The sequence below is a fragment of the Pseudoalteromonas denitrificans DSM 6059 genome (assembly GCF_900112265.1).
Taxonomy (GTDB): domain Bacteria; phylum Pseudomonadota; class Gammaproteobacteria; order Enterobacterales; family Alteromonadaceae; genus Pseudoalteromonas; species Pseudoalteromonas denitrificans.
On the sequence record NZ_FOLO01000043.1, the window covers coordinates 14,794 to 35,182 of the forward strand.

At 35.4% G+C, this 20,389-nt stretch carries 19 protein-coding genes and 1 tRNA gene; 15 read left to right on the plus strand and 5 right to left on the minus strand.

Annotated features, from left to right (window positions below):
• The 7 genes from BM088_RS19650 (at window position 1) to BM088_RS19680 (ending at window position 8,977) form a co-directional block, all read left to right on the plus strand.
• Window positions 1-77: transfer RNA gene (locus BM088_RS19650), tRNA-Pro, on the plus strand.
• A 327-nt stretch (window positions 78-404) separates the two neighbouring features.
• Window positions 405-1,709: a trigger factor gene (tig, locus tag BM088_RS19655; protein ID WP_091988694.1), complete on the plus strand. Its 1,305-nt coding sequence runs from the start codon at window positions 405-407 to the stop codon at window positions 1,707-1,709.
• Between the two features lie 151 nt (window positions 1,710-1,860).
• Window positions 1,861-2,472, plus strand: coding sequence for an ATP-dependent Clp endopeptidase proteolytic subunit ClpP (gene clpP / locus BM088_RS19660; RefSeq protein ID WP_091988697.1), 612 nt, complete (start codon window positions 1,861-1,863; stop codon window positions 2,470-2,472).
• A 102-nt stretch (window positions 2,473-2,574) separates the two neighbouring features.
• Window positions 2,575-3,858 carry an ATP-dependent protease ATP-binding subunit ClpX gene (gene clpX, locus BM088_RS19665; protein WP_091988702.1) on the plus strand — a complete coding sequence of 428 codons (1,284 nt, stop codon included), beginning with the start codon at window positions 2,575-2,577 and terminating at the stop codon, window positions 3,856-3,858.
• Window positions 3,859-4,057: 199 nt separating this feature from the next.
• Window positions 4,058-6,409, plus strand: a complete 2,352-nt coding sequence (gene lon, locus BM088_RS19670) for an endopeptidase La (RefSeq protein WP_091988705.1) — start codon at window positions 4,058-4,060, stop codon at window positions 6,407-6,409.
• 197 nt (window positions 6,410-6,606) lie between these two features.
• A complete protein-coding gene (hupB, locus tag BM088_RS19675; RefSeq protein WP_091988708.1) occupies window positions 6,607-6,882 on the plus strand; it encodes a nucleoid-associated protein HU-beta in 276 nt (91 codons plus the stop codon).
• Between the two features lie 190 nt (window positions 6,883-7,072).
• A complete protein-coding gene (locus tag BM088_RS19680) occupies window positions 7,073-8,977 on the plus strand; it encodes a SurA N-terminal domain-containing protein (protein ID WP_091988711.1) in 1,905 nt (634 codons plus the stop codon).
• A 273-nt stretch (window positions 8,978-9,250) separates the two neighbouring features.
• On the opposite strand, the gene BM088_RS19685 is transcribed toward BM088_RS19680, so the two are convergent.
• A complete protein-coding gene (locus BM088_RS19685) occupies window positions 9,251-9,754 on the minus strand; it encodes a hypothetical protein (RefSeq protein WP_091988714.1) in 504 nt (167 codons plus the stop codon).
• A gap of 123 nt (window positions 9,755-9,877) precedes the next feature.
• A complete protein-coding gene (locus tag BM088_RS19690) occupies window positions 9,878-10,549 on the minus strand; it encodes an OmpW/AlkL family protein (protein WP_091988717.1) in 672 nt (223 codons plus the stop codon).
• A gap of 374 nt (window positions 10,550-10,923) precedes the next feature.
• Between BM088_RS19690 and BM088_RS27940 the strand changes: the two genes are divergently transcribed.
• The gene (locus tag BM088_RS27940; protein WP_281247180.1) at window positions 10,924-11,055 is read left to right on the plus strand and encodes a hypothetical protein; all 132 of its coding nucleotides are present in this window, start codon (window positions 10,924-10,926) and stop codon (window positions 11,053-11,055) included.
• Between the two features lie 36 nt (window positions 11,056-11,091).
• Here BM088_RS27940 and BM088_RS19695 read toward each other — a convergent pair whose 3' ends face one another.
• The gene (locus BM088_RS19695; RefSeq protein ID WP_091988720.1) at window positions 11,092-11,325 is read right to left on the minus strand and encodes a hypothetical protein; all 234 of its coding nucleotides are present in this window, start codon (window positions 11,323-11,325) and stop codon (window positions 11,092-11,094) included.
• A 96-nt stretch (window positions 11,326-11,421) separates the two neighbouring features.
• On the minus strand, window positions 11,422-11,877 hold the full coding sequence (locus BM088_RS19700) for a hypothetical protein (RefSeq protein WP_091988723.1): 456 nt from the start codon (window positions 11,875-11,877) through the stop codon (window positions 11,422-11,424).
• Between the two features lie 96 nt (window positions 11,878-11,973).
• Here BM088_RS19700 and BM088_RS19705 point away from each other — a divergent pair, with 96 nt between their 5' ends.
• Window positions 11,974-12,357, plus strand: a complete 384-nt coding sequence (locus BM088_RS19705; protein WP_091988726.1) for a response regulator — start codon at window positions 11,974-11,976, stop codon at window positions 12,355-12,357.
• Between the two features lie 74 nt (window positions 12,358-12,431).
• Here BM088_RS19705 and rpsT read toward each other — a convergent pair whose 3' ends face one another.
• Window positions 12,432-12,692: a 30S ribosomal protein S20 gene (rpsT, locus tag BM088_RS19710; RefSeq protein ID WP_091988729.1), complete on the minus strand. Its 261-nt coding sequence runs from the start codon at window positions 12,690-12,692 to the stop codon at window positions 12,432-12,434.
• A 318-nt stretch (window positions 12,693-13,010) separates the two neighbouring features.
• On the opposite strand from rpsT, the gene murJ reads away from it, so the two are divergent.
• The 6 genes from murJ (at window position 13,011) to ispH (ending at window position 20,350) form a co-directional block, all read left to right on the plus strand.
• Window positions 13,011-14,549, plus strand: a complete 1,539-nt coding sequence (murJ, locus tag BM088_RS19715; RefSeq protein ID WP_425439326.1) for a murein biosynthesis integral membrane protein MurJ — start codon at window positions 13,011-13,013, stop codon at window positions 14,547-14,549.
• A gap of 48 nt (window positions 14,550-14,597) precedes the next feature.
• The gene (ribF, locus tag BM088_RS19720) at window positions 14,598-15,530 is read left to right on the plus strand and encodes a bifunctional riboflavin kinase/FAD synthetase (protein WP_091988733.1); all 933 of its coding nucleotides are present in this window, start codon (window positions 14,598-14,600) and stop codon (window positions 15,528-15,530) included.
• A gap of 19 nt (window positions 15,531-15,549) precedes the next feature.
• Window positions 15,550-18,375, plus strand: coding sequence for an isoleucine--tRNA ligase (gene ileS / locus BM088_RS19725; RefSeq protein ID WP_091988736.1), 2,826 nt, complete (start codon window positions 15,550-15,552; stop codon window positions 18,373-18,375).
• A 78-nt stretch (window positions 18,376-18,453) separates the two neighbouring features.
• On the plus strand, window positions 18,454-18,969 hold the full coding sequence (gene lspA, locus BM088_RS19730; protein WP_177208108.1) for a signal peptidase II: 516 nt from the start codon (window positions 18,454-18,456) through the stop codon (window positions 18,967-18,969).
• A complete protein-coding gene (gene fkpB, locus BM088_RS19735; RefSeq protein WP_091988742.1) occupies window positions 18,969-19,424 on the plus strand; it encodes an FKBP-type peptidyl-prolyl cis-trans isomerase in 456 nt (151 codons plus the stop codon). Before lspA ends, fkpB begins: the two co-directional genes overlap by 1 nt.
• Window positions 19,421-20,350, plus strand: coding sequence for a 4-hydroxy-3-methylbut-2-enyl diphosphate reductase (ispH, locus tag BM088_RS19740; protein WP_091988745.1), 930 nt, complete (start codon window positions 19,421-19,423; stop codon window positions 20,348-20,350). The genes fkpB and ispH overlap by 4 nt, the downstream gene beginning before the upstream one ends.
• Window positions 20,351-20,389: the final 39 nt, after the last annotated feature.

The window sequence follows — 20,389 nt, forward strand, 5'->3', positions numbered from 1 at the left end:
CGGCGATTAGCGCAGTTTGGTAGCGCACTTGGTTTGGGTCCAAGGGGTCGCAGGTTCAAATCCTGCATCGCCGACCATTTATTATATTTTTCACTTCATTTAAAATCATCCTTATCATCAATTTTGTCATCAATTTATTAAAAGCGTTCATTTAATAAATAATTCAGTTTATCTATTTTTATTCTTTATTTTGACTTTATTACTTCGAAGTACGTATCAACCGATACATTTAAATGTCACTCTTAGTTAAAAAACTCTTGTGGCTACTCGACTATCTAAATTTTTACGCTATAATGCCGCGACTAATATTAAATAAAAAAACGTCTACGGACGATCGAGCAGTAATTGTTACTGTTTGAAAGGAAGGCGTATTGAACGCCAAAATATATAGATTGAGGTAAATCATGCAAGTTTCTGTTGAGACGACTCAAGGCCTAGAGCGCCGTTTAACTATCACTGTTCCAGCTGAGAACATAGATACTGAAGTAAATAAACGCTTACAACAATTATCAAAAACTCAACGTATTGATGGTTTTCGTCCAGGTAAAGTACCAGCTTCTGTAATTAAAAAACGTTACGGCGCAGCAGTGCACCAAGAAGTTGCAGGTGAACTTATGCAACGTCATTACATCGATGCTGTTGTTGCTGAAAAATTAAATCCTGCTGGCGCACCTACTTTTGCACCTAAAGCATTAGAATCAGGTAAAGATTTAGAATTTGCTGCAACTTTAGAAGTTTATCCTGAAGTTGCACTAAAAGATTTAGAAACAATTAAAATTGAGAAGCCTGCAGTTAAAGTAACTGAGGGTGATCTTGATAATATGCTAGAAACGCTACGTAAACAGCATGCGACTTGGACTGAATCTGAAGAAGCTGCATCTGAAAGTGCACGTGTTACTATTGATTTTATCGGTAAAGTTGACGGTGAAGAGTTTGAAGGTGGTAAATCTGAAGATTTCCCTCTAGAACTTGGTCAAGGTCGTATGATCCCAGGTTTTGAAGATAATATCATAGGTAAAAAAGCGGGCGAAGAGTTAGTTGCCTCTGTAACTTTCCCTGAAGAATATCATGCAGAAAACCTTAAAGGTAAAGATGCTGAATTTGCTATCACAGTTAAAAAAGTTGAAGTTCAAGAGTTACCAGAATTAAACGATGAATTTGCTGTTGTATTTGGTGTTGCTGAAGGTGGTGTTGACGCACTTAAAGTTGAAGTTAAAAAGAACATGGCTCGCGAACTTGAGCAAGCTGTTAAAGCAAAAGTAAAAGAGCAAGTAATTGATGGTCTTTTATCAACTAACGATGTTGACGTACCAAGTGCATTAGTTTCTCAAGAAGTTGAAACACTACGTCAGCAAGCAGCACAACGTTTTGGCGGCGACGCTAAGAACATGCCTGAACTTCCAGCTGAACTCTTCAAAGAGCAGGCTGAAAAACGTGTTAAAACTGGCCTGCTATTAGGCGAAGTGATCAAATCAAATGAAATTAAAGTTGATGATGCTAAAGTTGAAGAACTTATCGCAACTATGGCTTCAGCTTATGAAGATCCAACAGAAGTTGTTGAATACTACAAGTCTGATGAGAAAATGATGCAGCAAATGCGAAATGTTGCTATGGAAGAACAAGCAGTAGAAGCGCTTCTTTCTCAAGCTGAAATTTCAGATGTTGATACTGCTTTTGATGATATTATGAACCCACAAGCGGCTCAATAATATTTACCTTAGCATAAAGTCATTGACTTAAAACTCTGCTAAAGTTTAAATGGCTCGTGTATCGGTGTTATATCACTTGATACTCGGGCCATTTTACATTTAACCCTACAATTTTATCTTAATAAAAAAAGCGAATAAGGAAATTGATTTAATGTTTAATAATATAACGGCTCCTTCAGACGCATTAGTTCCTATGGTTGTTGAGCAGACACCTAAGGGAGAGCGCTCATATGATATATATTCTCGATTACTAAAAGAGCGAGTTATATTTCTTACTGGTCAAGTTGAAGATAATATGGCTGACTTAATTGTTGCTCAATTATTATTTTTAGAATCAGAAAACCCAGAAAAAGATATTTTCATTTATATCAATTCACCAGGTGGTTCAGTAACTGCTGGTATGGCTATATATGATACGATGAAATTTATTAAACCAGATATCAGTACTTTATGTATTGGTCAAGCTGCGAGCATGGGGTCATTTTTGCTTTCAGGAGGCACTAAAGGAAAGCGTTTTTGTTTACCGAACGCACGTGTCATGATACATCAACCTTTAGGTGGTTTTCAGGGGCAGGCATCTGATTTTGCAATTCATGCTCAAGAGATATTGTCTATTAAAGAGAAGTTAAATCGTTTACTTGCAGATCATACTGGACAAGAAATTGATGTGATTTCAAAAGATACTGACCGCGATAATTTTATGAATGCGGAGCAGGCGGTAGAATATGGCATAGTTGATGCTGTACTAACGCAACGAGACTAAAACGTAATAAACGAAAACTTAATAAGTGTGCGAAGCTAAGCTTTTTTGACTAATATTTTAGTATAAAAACATTTAGGAACGCACTTTAGAAGAGGTAACTTAATGTCCGACAATAATGACGGCGATAAGAATAGTAAACTTTTATACTGTTCCTTCTGTGGTAAAAGTCAGCATGAAGTTCGCAAACTAATAGCAGGACCATCTGTTTATGTTTGTGATGAGTGTGTAGAACTTTGTAACGATATTATCAGGGAAGAAGTCCAAGATATCGCACCTAAACATATAGCATCTGAAAAATTACCTGTGCCAAAAGAAATACGTGCGCACTTGGATGACTATGTTATTGGTCAAGAGCATGCTAAAAAAGTATTGTCAGTTGCTGTATATAATCACTATAAACGTTTAAAAAACCAGTCAACAACAGCTGCATCTGTTGAGTTAGGTAAAAGTAATATATTACTTATTGGTCCTACAGGCAGCGGTAAAACACTTTTGGCTGAAACATTGGCTAAATTATTAGATGTGCCATTTACTATGGCAGATGCGACAACCTTGACTGAAGCGGGTTATGTTGGTGAAGATGTTGAAAATATCATCCAGAAATTATTACAAAAATGTGATTACGATGTAGAAAAAGCGCAACGTGGTATCGTTTATGTAGATGAGATCGATAAAATATCTCGTAAATCAGATAACCCTTCGATTACCAGAGACGTTTCTGGTGAAGGTGTTCAACAGGCTTTACTTAAATTAATTGAAGGTACAGTTGCATCAGTCCCTCCACAAGGCGGCAGAAAACACCCCCAACAAGAGTTTTTGCAAGTTGATACTTCAAAAATCCTATTTATTTGTGGTGGTGCGTTTGCAGGCTTAGATAAAGTTGTTGAAGCGCGAGGTCACAAAAATACAGGTATAGGCTTTGGCGTTGATGTAAAACCATCAGATTCGACAAAATCCTTAAGTGATAATTTAAAAGATGTACAACCTGAAGATTTAATTAAGTTTGGTCTAATTCCTGAATTTATTGGTCGTTTACCTGTTGTTGCGACATTAGGTGAACTAGATTTAGATGCCTTGATCCAAATTTTAAATGAACCTAAAAATGCTTTAACAAAGCAATACGGTGCATTGTTTAATATGGAAGATGTTGAACTTGAATTCCGTGAAGATGCTTTAATTGCGATTGCTGAAAGAGCAATGGAAAGAAAGACTGGAGCGCGAGGTTTACGTTCAATTGTTGAAGCTGTTTTACTTGATATCATGTATGAATTGCCTTCCATGGAAAATGTAAGCAAGGTTGTGATAGATGAAACTGTGATCAGTGGAGAATCAGACCCTATTTTAATGTATGAAAATCCACCAACAGATAAAGCTGTTTCAGAATAGAATTTATCAAACATCGTTTTTTCAGTATATTAAATAATCAAAAAGGAACCATTCGGTTCCTTTTTGCATAAAAGGATTGATCTTTACTTTAGTTATCCCCATATTCAATTCATGCCCTTATTTTTATAATACCAATCTCAATAATTATGAATAAAAATAATTAATTTTTGTGATTGCTATCAGCCTCAAGAGAATAATAATGACGCTTGAACGAACTGATTGTGTTGAAATTCCAGTACTAGCCCTGAGAGATGTGGTTGTTTATCCGCATATGGTGATCCCATTATTTGTTGGCCGTGAAAAGTCAATAAAATGCTTAGAAGCGGCAATGGAAAATGATAAACAAATCTTTTTAGTTGCTCAAAAAGATGCAACCATTGATGAACCCGAAGTAGAAGATGTGTATGAGGTTGGAACAATTGCAACTATTTTGCAATTACTTAAGTTACCTGATGGCACAGTCAAAGTTTTAGTTGAAGGTACTCAGCGCGCTAAAATAACTGAGTTCACGCAAACTGATGAGTTTTTTATTGCTCAGTCGCAATATATCGTTTCTAAAGATATAGATGAACAAGAACAAGATGTATTTTTACGCAGTGCTGTTAGCCAGTTTGAAGGCTATGTAAAGCTGAACAAAAAAATACCACCAGAAGTTTTGACATCGGTATCTGGTATAGATGAAGCTGCTCGTCTAGCTGATACTATGGCTGCGCATATGCCACTGAAAGTTGCCGAAAAACAAAAGGTACTTGAACTTGCTTGCGTTACCGAACGTTTAGAATTTTTAATGGCTCAAATGGAAGGAGAAATAGACCTTCTTCAAGTTGAGAAAAAGATTCGTTCACGTGTTAAAAAGCAAATGGAAAAAAGTCAGCGTGAATATTATTTGAATGAGCAAATGAAAGCCATTCAAAAAGAATTAGGTGAATTAGATGATGCGCCAGATGAATTTGAAGCATTAGCTAAAAAGATTGAAGAAGCGCAAATGCCAACAGAGGCTACAGACAAAACAAAAGCTGAATTAAATAAGCTTAAAATGATGTCGCCTATGTCAGCTGAAGCGACTGTTGTTCGATCATATATTGATTGGATGATAGGTGTGCCTTGGAAAAAGCGTTCAAAAGTTAAAAAAGACTTAGCAAAAGCACAAGAAATTCTGGATTCTGACCATCATGGTTTGGAAAAAGTAAAAGAACGTATTATGGAATACCTTGCTGTTCAACAGCGTACAAATAAACTTAAAGGTCCGATTTTATGCTTAGTTGGACCGCCAGGTGTAGGTAAAACATCATTAGGTCAGTCTATTGCACGCTCAACAGGCCGACAATATGTTCGTATGGCTTTAGGTGGAGTTAGAGATGAAGCTGAAATTCGTGGGCATAGGCGTACATATATAGGTTCTATGCCAGGTAAGATCATTCAAAAAATGTCAAAAGTTGGTGTGAAAAACCCCCTTTTTCTTTTAGATGAAATTGATAAAATGTCATCTGATATGCGAGGTGATCCATCATCAGCATTACTTGAAGTTTTAGATCCAGAGCAAAACACCAGCTTTAACGATCATTACCTTGAAGTGGATTATGATTTATCGGATGTCATGTTTGTAGCAACATCCAACAGTTTTAATATTCCTGGCCCATTATTAGACCGTATGGAAGTTATTCGTTTATCAGGTTATACCGAGGACGAAAAGCTAAACATTGCAACTAAACATCTTTTAGTTAAACAAATTAAGCGTAATGGCTTAAAAGAAAGCGAAATAGAAATAGAAGATAGTGCCATCATAGGTATTATTCGTTATTACACCCGTGAAGCCGGTGTGCGTAATTTAGAACGTGAGATTTCAAAATTATGTCGAAAAGCTGTAAAAGAAATTTTACTGAATAAAAAAGTTAAAAAAGTGATTATTAACCAAGACAATTTAGAGACCTACTTAGGTGTTCAACGTCATGATTATGGTAAGGCTGAAGGTGACGATAGAATTGGTCAAGTAACAGGATTAGCCTGGACTGAAGTTGGTGGTGATTTATTAACGATTGAATGTGCGGCAGTACCAGGTAAAGGTAAATTGACACATACGGGATCTCTTGGCGATGTCATGCAAGAATCAATTCAAGCAGCGATGACTGTTGTACGTAGCCGTAGTGAAAAGTTACGTATTAATGAAGATTTTTATATCAAACGTGATATCCATGTTCATGTGCCAGAAGGTGCGACTCCTAAAGATGGACCTAGTGCAGGTGCTGCTATGGTATGTGCTTTAGTGTCTAGTTTAACTGGTAATCCAGTTCGCTCTGATGTTGCTATGACAGGAGAAATCACTTTACGTGGTGAAGTTCTTCCTATTGGTGGTTTAAAAGAAAAACTTTTAGCGGCACATCGAGGTGGTATTAAGACCGTTATTATCCCACACGACAATGAAAGAGACTTAAAAGAGATCCCTCAGAATGTATTGGAAGGCTTATCTATTCACCCTGTTAAGTGGATCGATGAGGTCTTAGAGTTGACTTTGTTACACCCAATTGAGAGTTTTTCAGTCGGTTCTAAGTGAAAATCATTAAAAATGTTAAAAAAATTGAAAAAAGTGCTGTAAAGGGCTTTTCAAATTAAAAAGGTATGCTAAGTTAGGCTCTGGTTTTTAAGCGCAGCCCTTGTTCTATAAGGAGCCAGGCTAGCTTGCATCAAAATTAACAAGGTAAGCGATATTAAATTTTCGCTGATAATAAAAAAATATAAGGGGATGATGTTGTGAATAAATCTCAATTAATCGATCAAATAGCGTCAAAAGCTGACATTTCTAAAGCTGCGGCTGGACGAGCACTAGACTCTTTCATTAATTCTGTAACAGGTGCACTACAAGAAGGTGATTCTGTTGCACTCGTTGGCTTTGGTACTTTTTCTGTTCGTGAACGTGCTGCACGTACTGGTCGTAATCCACAAACTGGTGCTGCAATTGAAATCGCAGCAGCGAACATACCTGCATTTAAGGCTGGTAAATCACTTAAAGATGCAGTGAATTCATAAGTCATATTAATTGACCGAAGTTAAAATAGATGATTACTTTGTTTATAGCTTCAACAAAAAAAGCGCATCTGGTAAGATGCGCTTTTTTTACATAAAACTTTCAAGTTGAATTACCAATCGGTTTCCACGACATATGATTTGACTGATGCTGATTTGTAATTTTACTTGGTACATAAAGAGATAAAATAAAATGTTAGAAAGAATTAGAGAAGGATCCCAAGGCGTAGTAGCCAAAATAGTCCTTGGTTTAGTAATGTTATCATTTGCCCTTGCAGGTATTGGTAGCTATTTAGGTCAACCCGCAGATCAATCAGTTGCTGTTGTGAATGGAAAAAAAATTAGCCAAGTAACATTTTCTCGCGCTTATGAAAATGAACGTAGCAGGTTGGAGCGCCAAATGGGTGAGTATTTTACACAAATTTCATCTGATCCAACTTATATGGCACGTGTTCGCGAAAATGTTATTGAGCGTTTAGTACAACAAGAGTTACAAACGCAACTAGCGCATGAATTAGGATTACGCGTAAGTGATAAAGCACTTAAAGATGAAATTAGAGGTCTGCCTTATTTCCAAGTAGCTGGTCAGTTTAATAATGACCGTTACATACAAGTGATCAGACAAATGAATTTCCAACCTGATGCATTTCGTGACTATTTAAGAACAGAAATGACACGCAGTCAGCTCGTTGCTGCTGTAGCGGGAACTGATTTTGCGCTCACAGGTGAAGTTGCATCAGCAACACAGCTAGAAGCACAATTACGAGATATTGAGTATCTATTGATCTCTGCAGATAAAGTGAAAGCAGGTATTGAAGTATCTGAATCTGAAATTTCAGATTATTATACTCTTAATCAAGCACAATTCATGTCTCAAGAACAAGTATCAGTTGAGTATGTAGAGCTAACGTCAGATACGATAAAATTAGAAAAAGAAATTTCAGAGCAAGATATTGCCGCTGCTTATGAAGAAAATAAAGCACAATATATTGAACCTGAAAAGCGTCGTGTCGCGCATATATTGATAGATAATAGTGAAGATGATACTGCTGCTAAAATTAAAGCTGAAGCAGTATTAGCAAAATTAAATGCAGGAGAAGGCTTTGAGCTACTCGCAAAAACAGAATCTGATGATATTGTTAGTGGTGAAGTTGGCGGTGATTTAGATTGGATTGACCGTGATATGATGGATCCTGCTTTTGAAGATGCTGCTTTCGCGCTTACAGCCAAAGGCGATATATCAGAAGTTGTAAAATCTGAGTTTGGTTACCATATTATTAAACTAACTGATTTATTAGCTGAGCAAGTAAAAACAATTGAACAAGTTAAGGATGAACTAAAAGCTAACTTAGAGAAAGATGCAAAGTCTGAATTATTTTATGGCATGCAAACAGAGCTTGCGGAACTTGCATTTGAAGTTGCTGACTCTCTTGAAGATGCTGCAGGTGCAACTAATCAAGAAGTTAAAACAACTGCGTTATTTAATCGTTATAACGCGCCTGTATCAGTGAATAATCCTGCTGTTGTTAAAGCTGCGTTTTCAGCCGAACTGATTGAAGATGGTGTAAACTCTGAAGTAATTGAGTTAGGTGATGAGCATGTTATTGTTGTTCGCATTAAAGAGCACAAACCTGCAGCAACTAAACCTATTTCGGATGTATCTGAGCAAATAAAAACAAGGTTAGTGAGTGAAAAAGCCGCAGAGTTAACAAAAGAAAAATCAGATGCACTTTATGCTAAAGTACAAACTGGCATTTCGCTAAACGATATCGCCAAAGAAGAAGAAATTGAACTTAAGCAAGTTGCAGGGCTCAAGCGTGATGATCGTACTGTGTCAACTCAAATAGTGCAAAATATATTTAAATTAGCGCATCCAAAAAGTGATGCTGTTACAGACTTAGTATCATTAAATAATGGTGATGTTGCAATTGTTGCACTTACTAAAGTAACAACAGCAGAGCCTGTACCGGTTGAGGCTCAAGTTAAACAAAGTTTTGCAACACAACAAATTAATAAAAATTACCTGGTTTTTGTTAATGCATTAAAAGCGGATGCTGAAGTTGTATCTGCAAAAGTTGCAGTATCAGAACAGAATTAATCACTAAATGATTAACGAGTTTAAAAGGCGCTTAATGCGCCTTTTTTATATGATTTTTCTTGCTATGACAGTATTTGGAGGCTTGTAACAGTAATAAGGCTATTTAGGATAGAGCTTAGTGAAAGAACAAAGAGGATGAGCTAGAATTGTTAACAATCAAGTCGTATTATGTTCTGAAGTTTTTTTATTTTAGCTTCTGAATTGCGAATAAAATACTTCCTTTGAGTATTTATTAAAAATAGGGCAGTTAATATAATTTTAAGATTAAAATTGTTACTTTTTAGTACCAAAATCTTTTGTTACGCCATCAATTGAAATGGATTTAATCCCTGAATTGTTAAAATGAATATTTAAACTGGCGGCTCGGCTAGTAAAAAAATACTGATTATCATCAAGAATAAGTACATAGTTTCCTAATACATTATTTTTGAATTGCTCTTTCTTTAGTTGAATACGATGACCGCCTATTGTCCAATCAAATTGTTCAAAAAAACCTTTAGTAAACTCTTGTATCCACACTGTTTTTTCATTCTTATTAATTGCTAAGGCTATTGAGTAGGAATCAGGTACCTGCTCCATTGAATAGGATTTTTTTCCAATGGTAAACTTTTGTTCTTTTTCATTCCAAGCAAAACCGAAATTGAGAGGTTTTGTGATCCCTGTTGGATAGCTAAGGGTGCCCTCACCTTTAAAATTAAAATCAGCAAAAGCCGAGCTTGCTGTTATACATAAGAGTGTTGTGAGACTATAATTAGTAGCATTTTTAAATATATTCATTTATTTCTCCAATAACTATTTGAAAAGTATAAACGATATTTAAATTGATGCGAGATAATTTTATTGTTCAAATATACTAAAAGCCAGCAGGCTGGCTTTTAAACAAGGCTCAAATGTAGGCCCCTAAAATTTGTACTTCATGCCTAACATAAATACGACAGGATCAATGTTAACGGTAGATGTTAGTGCCTTAGTACCATTTGCAAAAATTTCAGCATCGCTATCTATGTCCATATAAGTAGCTACAGCATGAACAGCCCACTTATTATTTACTGAATAGTTAAAACCTGCTTGAGCTGCTAAGCCTAAAGAATTATCAAGTTTTAATTCAACATCATTGGTGCCTAGTGTTGTTTTTAGGTCTTGCCCAGCTTGCTCATCAAAGAAGATTGTATAGTTAATACCCGCACCTATAAATGGGCGAAATACAGCATTAGAACCGCCAAAATGGTATTGTGCTAATAAAGTTGGTGGTAAATGTTTTGTTGAACCCAAACTTGCACCGTCTAGGCCTGCTTCACCATCTATATCATGACTAAAAGGTGTCGCGGCGATAAGCTCTAAAGCCCAATTATCATTGATTGCATAATCTAATGTAATACCTAGCTGAGTATTAGAATCAACGCTTAATCCTAAGGTGTTATTTGTACCATCAATATAAGAGGTGCTACTATCAGGCTTCACTGTAATTGCACCAATGTTAATACTTAACTTATCAAGACTTACCTCTGCTTGTGCTAAAGGTGTTGCAATTAAGCTTGCTGCTACTAATGTACTTTTTATTACATTTCTCATAATTCTGCTCCGATGTTATGAGTGTTTTAATTCATTAGCGCTATTATCTAAGCTTTAGATTTTTCATATTTTGATTTAGATCAAAGGATGTTTTTCGGGAATCTATCCTAAAGTAAAAGTTGATATAGAATAATAAATTTGAATATTAACCTTTATTTTTGTAGGGTTTTAATGTTTCAGGTTTTTATAAAAAGCCTTAAATTCGTTTATGTGACAGCTATTAAGATGCTGAATATATAATAATAAAATAGTTGCAAATTAATTCTGTAAATATATTGTTAATTGAAGTGAGTTTAAGTACACTAAATTCGTTTAAAAATAAGACAAAATAAATTACTAAAATTAATAATAAAAAAAACAAAATTGGAGTGATTATGAATAGGTCAACTAGTCGAGGAATAAGTTTGAGTTCAATTGCATTTGCAGTTGTCGTTTTAGCTGTCTCAGCTTGGTTTAATCAAGCTTCAGCTATGCAAGTAGAACAAAATATATATTTTTGTGAGTAATTCGATTTTTATTCAAATAGAGCAATGAAGTAAATATTATTGCTCTATATGGTAAGTGAATAATTTAAAGATATAAAAAGTATTTATAAGTACTAAACTGATATTTGATAGATTTCCTGCCGGTAAGTTTTCAAAACTATTTACAGCAAATAGTATTCCCATCCCTAAAAAAGCTGAAACTTTTAGTGTGAATTCATTTTTTATAAAAAATACCCCTAAGCATAAAATGACTCCTAATAAATTTATACTACTAATTAAGACTTGCTCCATAGTTGCCTCTAAATGATTTAAAAGGCTATTATGAGAATATAGAGCATTAACTTCAAACGAGTTTTTTTTCAGTTTCGCATTATAAAATCTAATGAATTATTTTTGGTATGTATTGTAATAGTGCAGGATTACTGAAAAAACACCTTTTTCATCAATAATTTTATATTTTTGGCATTGAATTTTTTTTAAGTTTTTGTGGCATAAAAATAAATGGTTGGCGGTTATACTGGCATCTGCTTTTAAATTAGAGTCTAAAATAAAAGGCTCAATAGTATAAAATCCAGGCCAATAAATACTTTGATTAACGATCCCTGATTTTTCATAGGTCAAAAGAGAAGGCTTAGGTGATACAAAATAAATAATGACTAAAAGTAGTAAAAATATAACTAAATGTAATGTTTTATTTGATTTTTTTTCGACTTTTACAATGTGTTGAGCATTCGGTATTTTGGTGTTTTCATATGATTTTGTTGTCGCTTTCGACCTTTTTTTTGTTTTTTTATTAAAATCTTCAGGTTTTAAAAGTTTTTGCTGTTTTATTTTTGTTGACATAGTTTATATTTACTTAAGAATTATAAAAGCTTTACCGTAATTATTATGGTATTAAGTGTATACTGTGAGTATAACAAGAATCAGTGGAATGAATAAATGAATGATAACTTTTCGGTTTTAATTGTTGATGACGTCGGAACGGTGAGAAATTTTTTACATCAAACTCTGATGCATTTAGGGATTGATAATATCAATGAAGCTTCAACGGCTTCACAATGTTTACAGTTATGCCAAGATAATGATTATTCAATTGTATTTTTAGATATAGAGTTACCAGATGGAAATGGTAAGGATATCATTGAAAAACTCAATACGATAAGTCCTGAAACAAATGTGGTTATGGTATCAGCGCATTCTACAGTTGAAAATGTAAAAGATGCAATTGATAAAGGTGCTAAAGGGTTTGTTGTGAAACCATTTTCTCCTAAAAAGATCGCTGCGATCTTGAAAAAATTTGCCCCAGACTTGGAACTTCCATAAATTTGTACAAGTATTAAATTTTAGAAATAAAAAAACCGGCTAATGCCGGTTTTTTAAAAAGCTAAAAAAAGCGCTTAAAGTGCTTTGATTTTTGCTGATAAACGGCTTTTGTTGCGAGCCGCTTTGTTTTTGTGAATAAGACCTTTAGTTGCGTAACGGTCTAGAACTGGAACAGCAGCATTAAATGCTAAAGTTGCAGCTTCTTTGTCACCAGCTTCAATTGCAGCGATTACTTTTTTGAAAAAAGTACGCATCATTGAACGACGACTTGCATTGTGTTTACGGCGTTTTTCGCTAGTTAAAGCGCGTTTTTTTGCAGACTTGATGTTAGCCAAGGTTTGCTCCTAACAATCTAAAATAAAGCTTTGAATTTATGGCCGAGGAATATGCCTCTTTTTATTGAAAATGTCAATGGCCTTTTGTAAAAACTGCTCGTTTAACGAACATTAAGATAAAAACAGTGAAAATTTCATTTCCTCTACGTTTATATATGTTGGCCATTACAACAGTTAATCCGCAGATTATATCAAAGCTTATATGAATCGACTAGTACCTTTGCATACTTATTATGGCATAATATGCGCTCTAAAATTAATGCTAAAAGGTTTTGTGTGGCAAAAGGATTATTTCGTTCGGGAATGATAGTTAGTTGTATGACTTTCATTTCCCGTATCTTAGGTCTTGTAAGAGATTCGGTTACTGCACATTTGTTAGGTGCGGGGTCGGCTGCAGATATTTTTTTATTAGCAAATAAAGTACCCAACTTTTTAAGACGACTTTTTGCCGAAGGGGCGTTTGCGCAAGCTTTTGTACCAGTATTAGCTGAAGTAAAAGAAAAACATGGAGATGATAAGGTAAGATATTTCGTTGCCAATGCGGCTGGTACCTTGGGCACAATCTTATTAATTGTCACTATAGTGGGTGTGATAGCTTCACCTATTATTGCTGCTTTATTTGGCGCAGGTTGGTTTGTATCTTCTGATTCAAATGTAGAGCATGATAGATACGCTTTATTGAGTTTAATGCTCAAGTTTACCTTCCCTTATTTATTTTTTATTAGTTTAGTTGCGCTGTCTGGTGCTGTACTTAATGTTTATAATCGTTTTGCTGCTGCGGCATTCACACCTGTATTATTGAATGTATCTATTATAAGTTGCGCACTTTATTTTCATGATAAGTTTGAATTTGGGGCATTATCACTGGCATTAGGTGTATTTGTGGGCGGGGTGGTTCAGTTATTATTTCAATTACCTTTCTTATACCGTACAAAAATGTTAGCTAGACCTAAATGGGCTTGGCAAGATGAGAATGTAAAAAAAGTTCGTAAACTTATGATTCCTGCAATATTTGGTGTTTCGGTCAGTCAAATTAATTTATTGTTAGATTCTATTATCGCAACATTTTTAATTAAAGGTTCGATAGCTTGGCTTTATTATTCAGATCGTTTAATTGAATTTCCTTTGGGGCTATTTGGTATTGGTATTGCGACAGTAATATTACCAGCTTTGTCTAAATTACATATCAATGATAAAGGCAGTGATTTTCAAAATACACTAGATTGGGGCGTTAGATTTGTAATTTGGTTAGGATTACCTGCATTCATGGGGTTAATTGTATTGAGTCCATTAATTATTACCGTTTTATTTGGTCATGGCGCATTCATTAATAGTGAGGTGGACAATGTATCTCAAGTCGCATTTGGTGTGACCGCATATGCCTTTGGATTAGTCAGTTTTATGTTGATAAAAGTGTTAGCTCCTGGTTTCTATGCCAGACATGATACTAAGACACCTGTTAAAGTTGGTATTGTGGCGTTAATTCTCAATATGGGTTTTAACATTGTTTTAGCCTATTTCTATGGTTATATTGGTTTGGCCTTAGCAACATCTTTATCAGCGACCTGCAATGCATTTTTATTGTATTATTTTTTATCAAAGCAAGGCATTTATAAATTTTCACGTTTTAGTATAGGTTTTACACTAAAATGCTTACTTTCTAGTTTATCTATGTCATTTGTTACTTTTTGGTGTGAAAAACAATTAATGTGGCATGATGCAAGTCTTACATTGCAGGTTTTCTATTTATTTTGTTTATTGTTTATTGCTGTTATTACCTATTTTTTCTTACTTTTTATATTAGGTATAAGAGTTAATACAATAAAAAATGTATCCTTTGATAAAAAAAGTTTATAATCGCGGCTTTGGTATTTTAACAACAAATTTGTAGGTCATATTTAACTTATGGAGCTAATCAGAGGCATCCACAATATCAGGTCTCGACATCGTGATTGTGTTTTAACAATTGGAAACTTTGATGGCGTACATTTAGGACATGAAGCTGTATTAAACGGTTTAATAAATGATGCTAAAATACGAGACTTGCCGAGCACCGTAATGTTATTTGAACCACAACCACAAGAGTTATTTGCAAAAGGCAAAGTACCACCCAGACTTACGCGTTTAAGAGATAAGCTAATCTTACTTAAAAAGTTGGGAATAAAACGCGTGATTTGCATTAATTTCAATCATGAATTTGCAAATTTAACCGCTGATTATTTTATTCGTGAAATTCTAATTAATAAGTTAGGTGTCAAAGCGTTAACAATTGGAGATGACTTTAGGTTTGGTAAAGGGCGTGTAGGTGATTTCAATATGTTAGTTGAAATCGGCGGCCAATTAAATATGGCTGTGAAAAGTACAAGAAGTTTTCGGAAATTAGATTGCCGTGTGAGTAGTACTGCAATACGTAGTGCACTTGCAGCAAATGATATTGAACAAGCTAATGACATGTTGGGTCATGCTTATCAAATTTCAGGCCGTGTAATACACGGTTGTAAACAAGGCAGACAGTTAGGTTTTCCAACAGCAAATGTGGCATTAAAAAGACAAGTTAGTCCAGTAAATGGTGTTTTTGCAGTAAAAGTTAAAATTTCAGAACAAGAATTTTATGGAGTGGCAAATGTAGGTTCTAAGCCGACTCTTAACGGACAGAAAATGTTGCTTGAAGTTCACATATTCAACTTTAAGCAAGATATATATGGAACATTTATAAGTGTGGAGCTTATTAATAAGCTTCGAAATGAACAAAAATTTGATACGCTTGAGCAACTTATCGCACAAATTGATGCCGATGTTAAAGTTGCCAAGCAGTGTTTTGGTTTGACTAATATCTAAGATACGGAAAGTTAATTAAATGAGCGACTACAAGCATACTCTGAATCTACCACAAACAGCATTTCCTATGCGTGGTAACTTGGCTAATCGTGAGCCTAAAATGCTAAAAGATTGGGTTGAGCAAGATCTTTATGGCAAGATCCGTGCTGCTAAAAAAGGTAAAAAACCTTTTATTTTGCATGATGGACCACCATATGCAAACGGTAATATTCACTTAGGTCATTCAGTTAATAAAATACTTAAAGATATTATCATTAAAGCTAAAACGCTTTCTGATTTTGATGCGCCTTATATTCCTGGTTGGGACTGTCATGGTTTGCCTATTGAACTTCAAGTTGAGAAGAAAGTAGGTAAACCTGGCAAAAAAGTAACGGCTGCACAATTTCGTGAAAAATGCCGTGAATATGCTAAAAAGCAAGTTGAAGGGCAAAAAACAGACTTTATCCGTTTAGGTGTTTTTGGTGATTGGAACAATCCGTATTTGACAATGAATTTTGATTTTGAAGCAAATGCGATTCGAGTATTAGGTCGTATTATTGATAAAGGTCATTTACATAAAGGTTCAAAGCCTGTTCATTGGTGTACTGATTGTGGTTCAGCTTTAGCTGAAGCGGAAGTGGAATATCAAGATAAACAATCACCAGCGATAGATGTAAGCTTTAGATTTATAGATGAGGCTGCTTTAGTAAGTAAATTCAATTTAGCGCAAGGCCATGAAGGCGAAGGCAGTGTTGATGTTGTTATCTGGACAACAACACCTTGGACTTTACCTGCTAATCGTGCCGTAGCACTGCATGAAAATGTTGAATATAGCTTAGTACAAGTTGAAACTGAGCATGGTAAACGCCGTTTTGTTTTAGGCTCTGAATTAGTTAAAGATGCAATGGATCGTTATGGTTTCGATAAGTTCCATGCATTAGGTTACTGTAAAGGGAGTGAGCTTGAGCATTTAAAAGTACAACACCCTATTTATGATTTCACTGTACCAATTGTATTAGGTGAGCATGTAACAACAGACTCAGGCACGGGTGCTGTTCATACTGCGCCAGGACACGGTCAAGAAGATTTCATTGTTGGTAAAGAGTACGGTCTTGAAGTTGCAAACCCTGTAGGGGCAAATGGTGTATATTTACCAGATACTCCATTGTTTGCAGGTCAACATGTATTCAAAGCTAATGCCAGTGTGATTGAAGCATTAAAAGAAAAAAACACTTTGATGCACCACCAAGCTTTAGAGCATAGCTACCCACATTGTTGGCGTCATAAAACACCTATAATCTTTCGTGCAACACCACAGTGGTTTATCAGCATGGATCAAGCCAATTTACGTGGTGATACATTAACTGAAATAGAGAAAACACAATGGATACCTGCCTGGGGTGAAAACCGTATCGCTAATATGGTTACTGGTCGTCCGGATTGGTGTATTTCTCGTCAACGTACTTGGGGCGTGCCAATCGCTTTATTTGTAGATAAAGATACCGGTGCGCTTCACCCTGATACAGCTTCTTTGATTGAACAAGTTGCTAAGTTAGTTGAAGAAAAAGGTATTCAGGCTTGGTACGATTTAGAAGTAAACGAGTTACTGAATGATGCTGATAGTGAACGTTATGTTAAAATTTTAGATACATTAGATGTATGGTTTGATTCAGGTGTATCACATGCATGTGTTGTTGATGCTCGCGAAGAATTAACCGGCCCAGCTGATTTATATCTTGAAGGCTCAGACCAACATCGTGGTTGGTTTATGTCTTCTATGATGACATCAGTTGCAATTAATGGCCATGCACCGTATCGCCAAGTACTAACCCATGGTTTTACAGTTGATGAAAAAGGTCACAAAATGTCTAAATCTTTAGGCAATGTGATTTCACCACAAGATATCATGAACAAATTAGGAGCTGATATATTACGTCTTTGGGTTGCATCAACTGATTATACAGCCGAGATGACTGTATCAGATGAAATATTTAATCGTGCAGCAGATAGATATCGTAGAATACGTAATACCAGCCGTTACTTATTATCAAACCTTGCAGGCTTTGATCCTAAAAAGGATATGGTTGCATACGAAGATTTAATTGATTTAGACAAATGGATTTTAGATAGAGCGGCTGTATTACAAGAAGAAATCATTAATGCATACGATGAATATCAAATGTTAATTGTAACGCAAAAATTAATGAATTTCTGTACGCTTGAATTAGGTGCATTTTACCTAGACGTAATAAAAGACCGTCAATATACAGCTAAAACTGAAGGTATCGCACGTCGTTCATGTCAAACTGTGCTGTTCCATATTGCAGAAGCTATGACTCGCTGGATGGCACCAATTATGAGCTTTACTGCACAAGAAATTTGGCAGGAATTACCAGGTGAACGTGAGCAATATGTATTCACTGGGCAATGGTATCAAGGATTAATTAAGTCAGAGTCATCAGATTTAAACGATCATTGGCAAACTATTTTAACAGTGCGTGACCAAGTAAACCGTGTTTTAGAAGCTTCACGAAAAGAAGAAGTGATAGGTGCAACATTACAGGCTAAAGTTATAATTTCAGCGGATCAAAAGCTTGCTGATAAACTGATTGCTTTAGGTGAAGAGCTACGTTTTGTATTACTTGTATCAGATGTAGATGTCGAAGTAGTCACATCACAGCCTCAAGGTACTGTTACGACTGAAATTGAAAACTTATTTATTCAAGTAACGGCCACTGATGGGACTAAATGTGAGCGTTGTTGGCATTACACTGATGATGTTGGTATTAATACTGAACATAATGATATTTGTGGCCGTTGTGTAACAAATATTAATGGTGACGGTGAAGTACGTCAATTTGCTTAAGCCTTACCTAGAATAATATAGTATAGTTTTTAAGGGCGAATTTATTCGCCCTTTGTTTTATAAGTATTGGAGAATAAATTGTTTAAAGCAAAATCTGGTTTAGTTTGGTTATGGTTGACCGTGATACTGTTAATTGCAGATCAAGTTTCTAAAATAATGATCAGCACACAAATGAAGCTCTATGAATCTATTGAGCTTTTACCTGTATTTAACATTACCTACGTACATAATTACGGTGCTGCATTTAGTTTTTTGACCGATGCTGGCGGATGGCAACGTTGGTTTTTTAGTATTATTGCAATCAGCATCAGTGCTTTATTATTGTGGTGGTTAAAAAAATTACCCGCAAATAATAAAATACTAGGTTCAGCTTATGCGTTAGTTTTAGCTGGAGCTCTGGGAAATTTGTACGACAGACTAAGTTATGGCTATGTTATAGATTTTTTACATGTTTATTATAAGACTTGGGACTTTCCCGTATTTAATATTGCTGATAGTGCCATATGCATAGGCGCAGGTTTATTATTAATTGATGCATTTCTGGAAGAAAAAGTTAAATCAGTAAATGAGCAAAAGAAAGAAGGTACAGAATAATGACAACTGTAATTAATAATAACTCTGAAGTTATTTTTCACTTTTCGATCAAGTTGCCTGATGGTTCAGCAGCTGATTCGAGTAAGGTACATAATAAACCTGCAAAGCTAATTATTGGTGATGGTAGTTTAACTGCAAATTTTGAAAAGTGTTTATTAGGGCTTAAAGCGGGTGACAATAAGTCATTCGAACTTGCTCCAGAAGATGCATTTGGTCAACCTAATCCAGATAATATTTATCATCTTGATCGCGCTAAGTTTGGTGCAGACACTCCAGCAACAATCGGCGCGATTATCGCTTTTACACAACCAGATGGTTCTGAATTGCCAGGTATTATTCGTGAAGTAGCTGGCGACTCAGTTACGGTTGATTTTAATCATCCGTTAAGTGGTCATCAACTGACATTTGATGTGGAAATAATAGAAGTAAATAATGTTGAGGTTTCAAGCTCATGAAAATCATGCTAGCAAATCCGAGAGGATTTTGTGCAGGTGTTGATCGTGCTATTAGTATCGTTGAGCGAGCATTAGATATCTTTAAGCCGCCTATTTATGTACGACATGAGGTTGTTCATAACAAATTTGTCGTGAATGGTTTAAAAGAGCGCGGTGCAATTTTTGTAGAAGAATTAGGTCAAATACCTGACGATAGCATAGTGATATTTAGTGCCCATGGTGTGTCACAAGCGGTGCGTAAAGAAGCTAAAAAACGAGAGCTTAAAGTTTTTGATGCAACCTGCCCATTAGTGACAAAAGTGCATATGGAAGTCACTCGAGCAAGTAGAAAAGGTATTGAGTGTGTTTTGATTGGTCATCAAGGTCATATTGAAGTTGAAGGTACTATGGGTCAGTATGATAATGCTGATGGCGGTATTTATTTAGTACAAACGGTTGAGGATGTGGCAAGTCTACAAATTAAAAACCCAGAAAACGTGATGTACTGTAGTCAAACAACTTTATCAGTAGATGATACGGCCGATGTAATTAACGCACTGCGTGATAAATTTCCACAAATAGATGGGCCTCGTAAAGATGATATTTGTTATGCAACACAAAACCGTCAGGATGCTGTTAGAGACTTGGCAAGTAAAGTAGAGCTATTGTTAGTAGTAGGTGCCAAAAATAGCTCAAATTCAAATAGGCTAAGAGAAGTTTCAGAGAAACTGGGCACAACAGCCTATTTGATTGATGATGCCGACTCTATGGATAGGAATTGGTTTAATAATATAGAGGTAATCGGTGTTACTGCGGGCGCTTCAGCCCCTGATATATTAGTTAAGCAAGTCATCGCGCAATTAAAAGAGTGGGGTGGCTCGGATGTTGTTGAAAACCCCGGCGCATTAGAGAATACTGTTTTTGCGGTTCCAATAGAATTAAGGTAATTAAATTTTAAGAGGCTTATTTTAAATAAGCCTCTACGT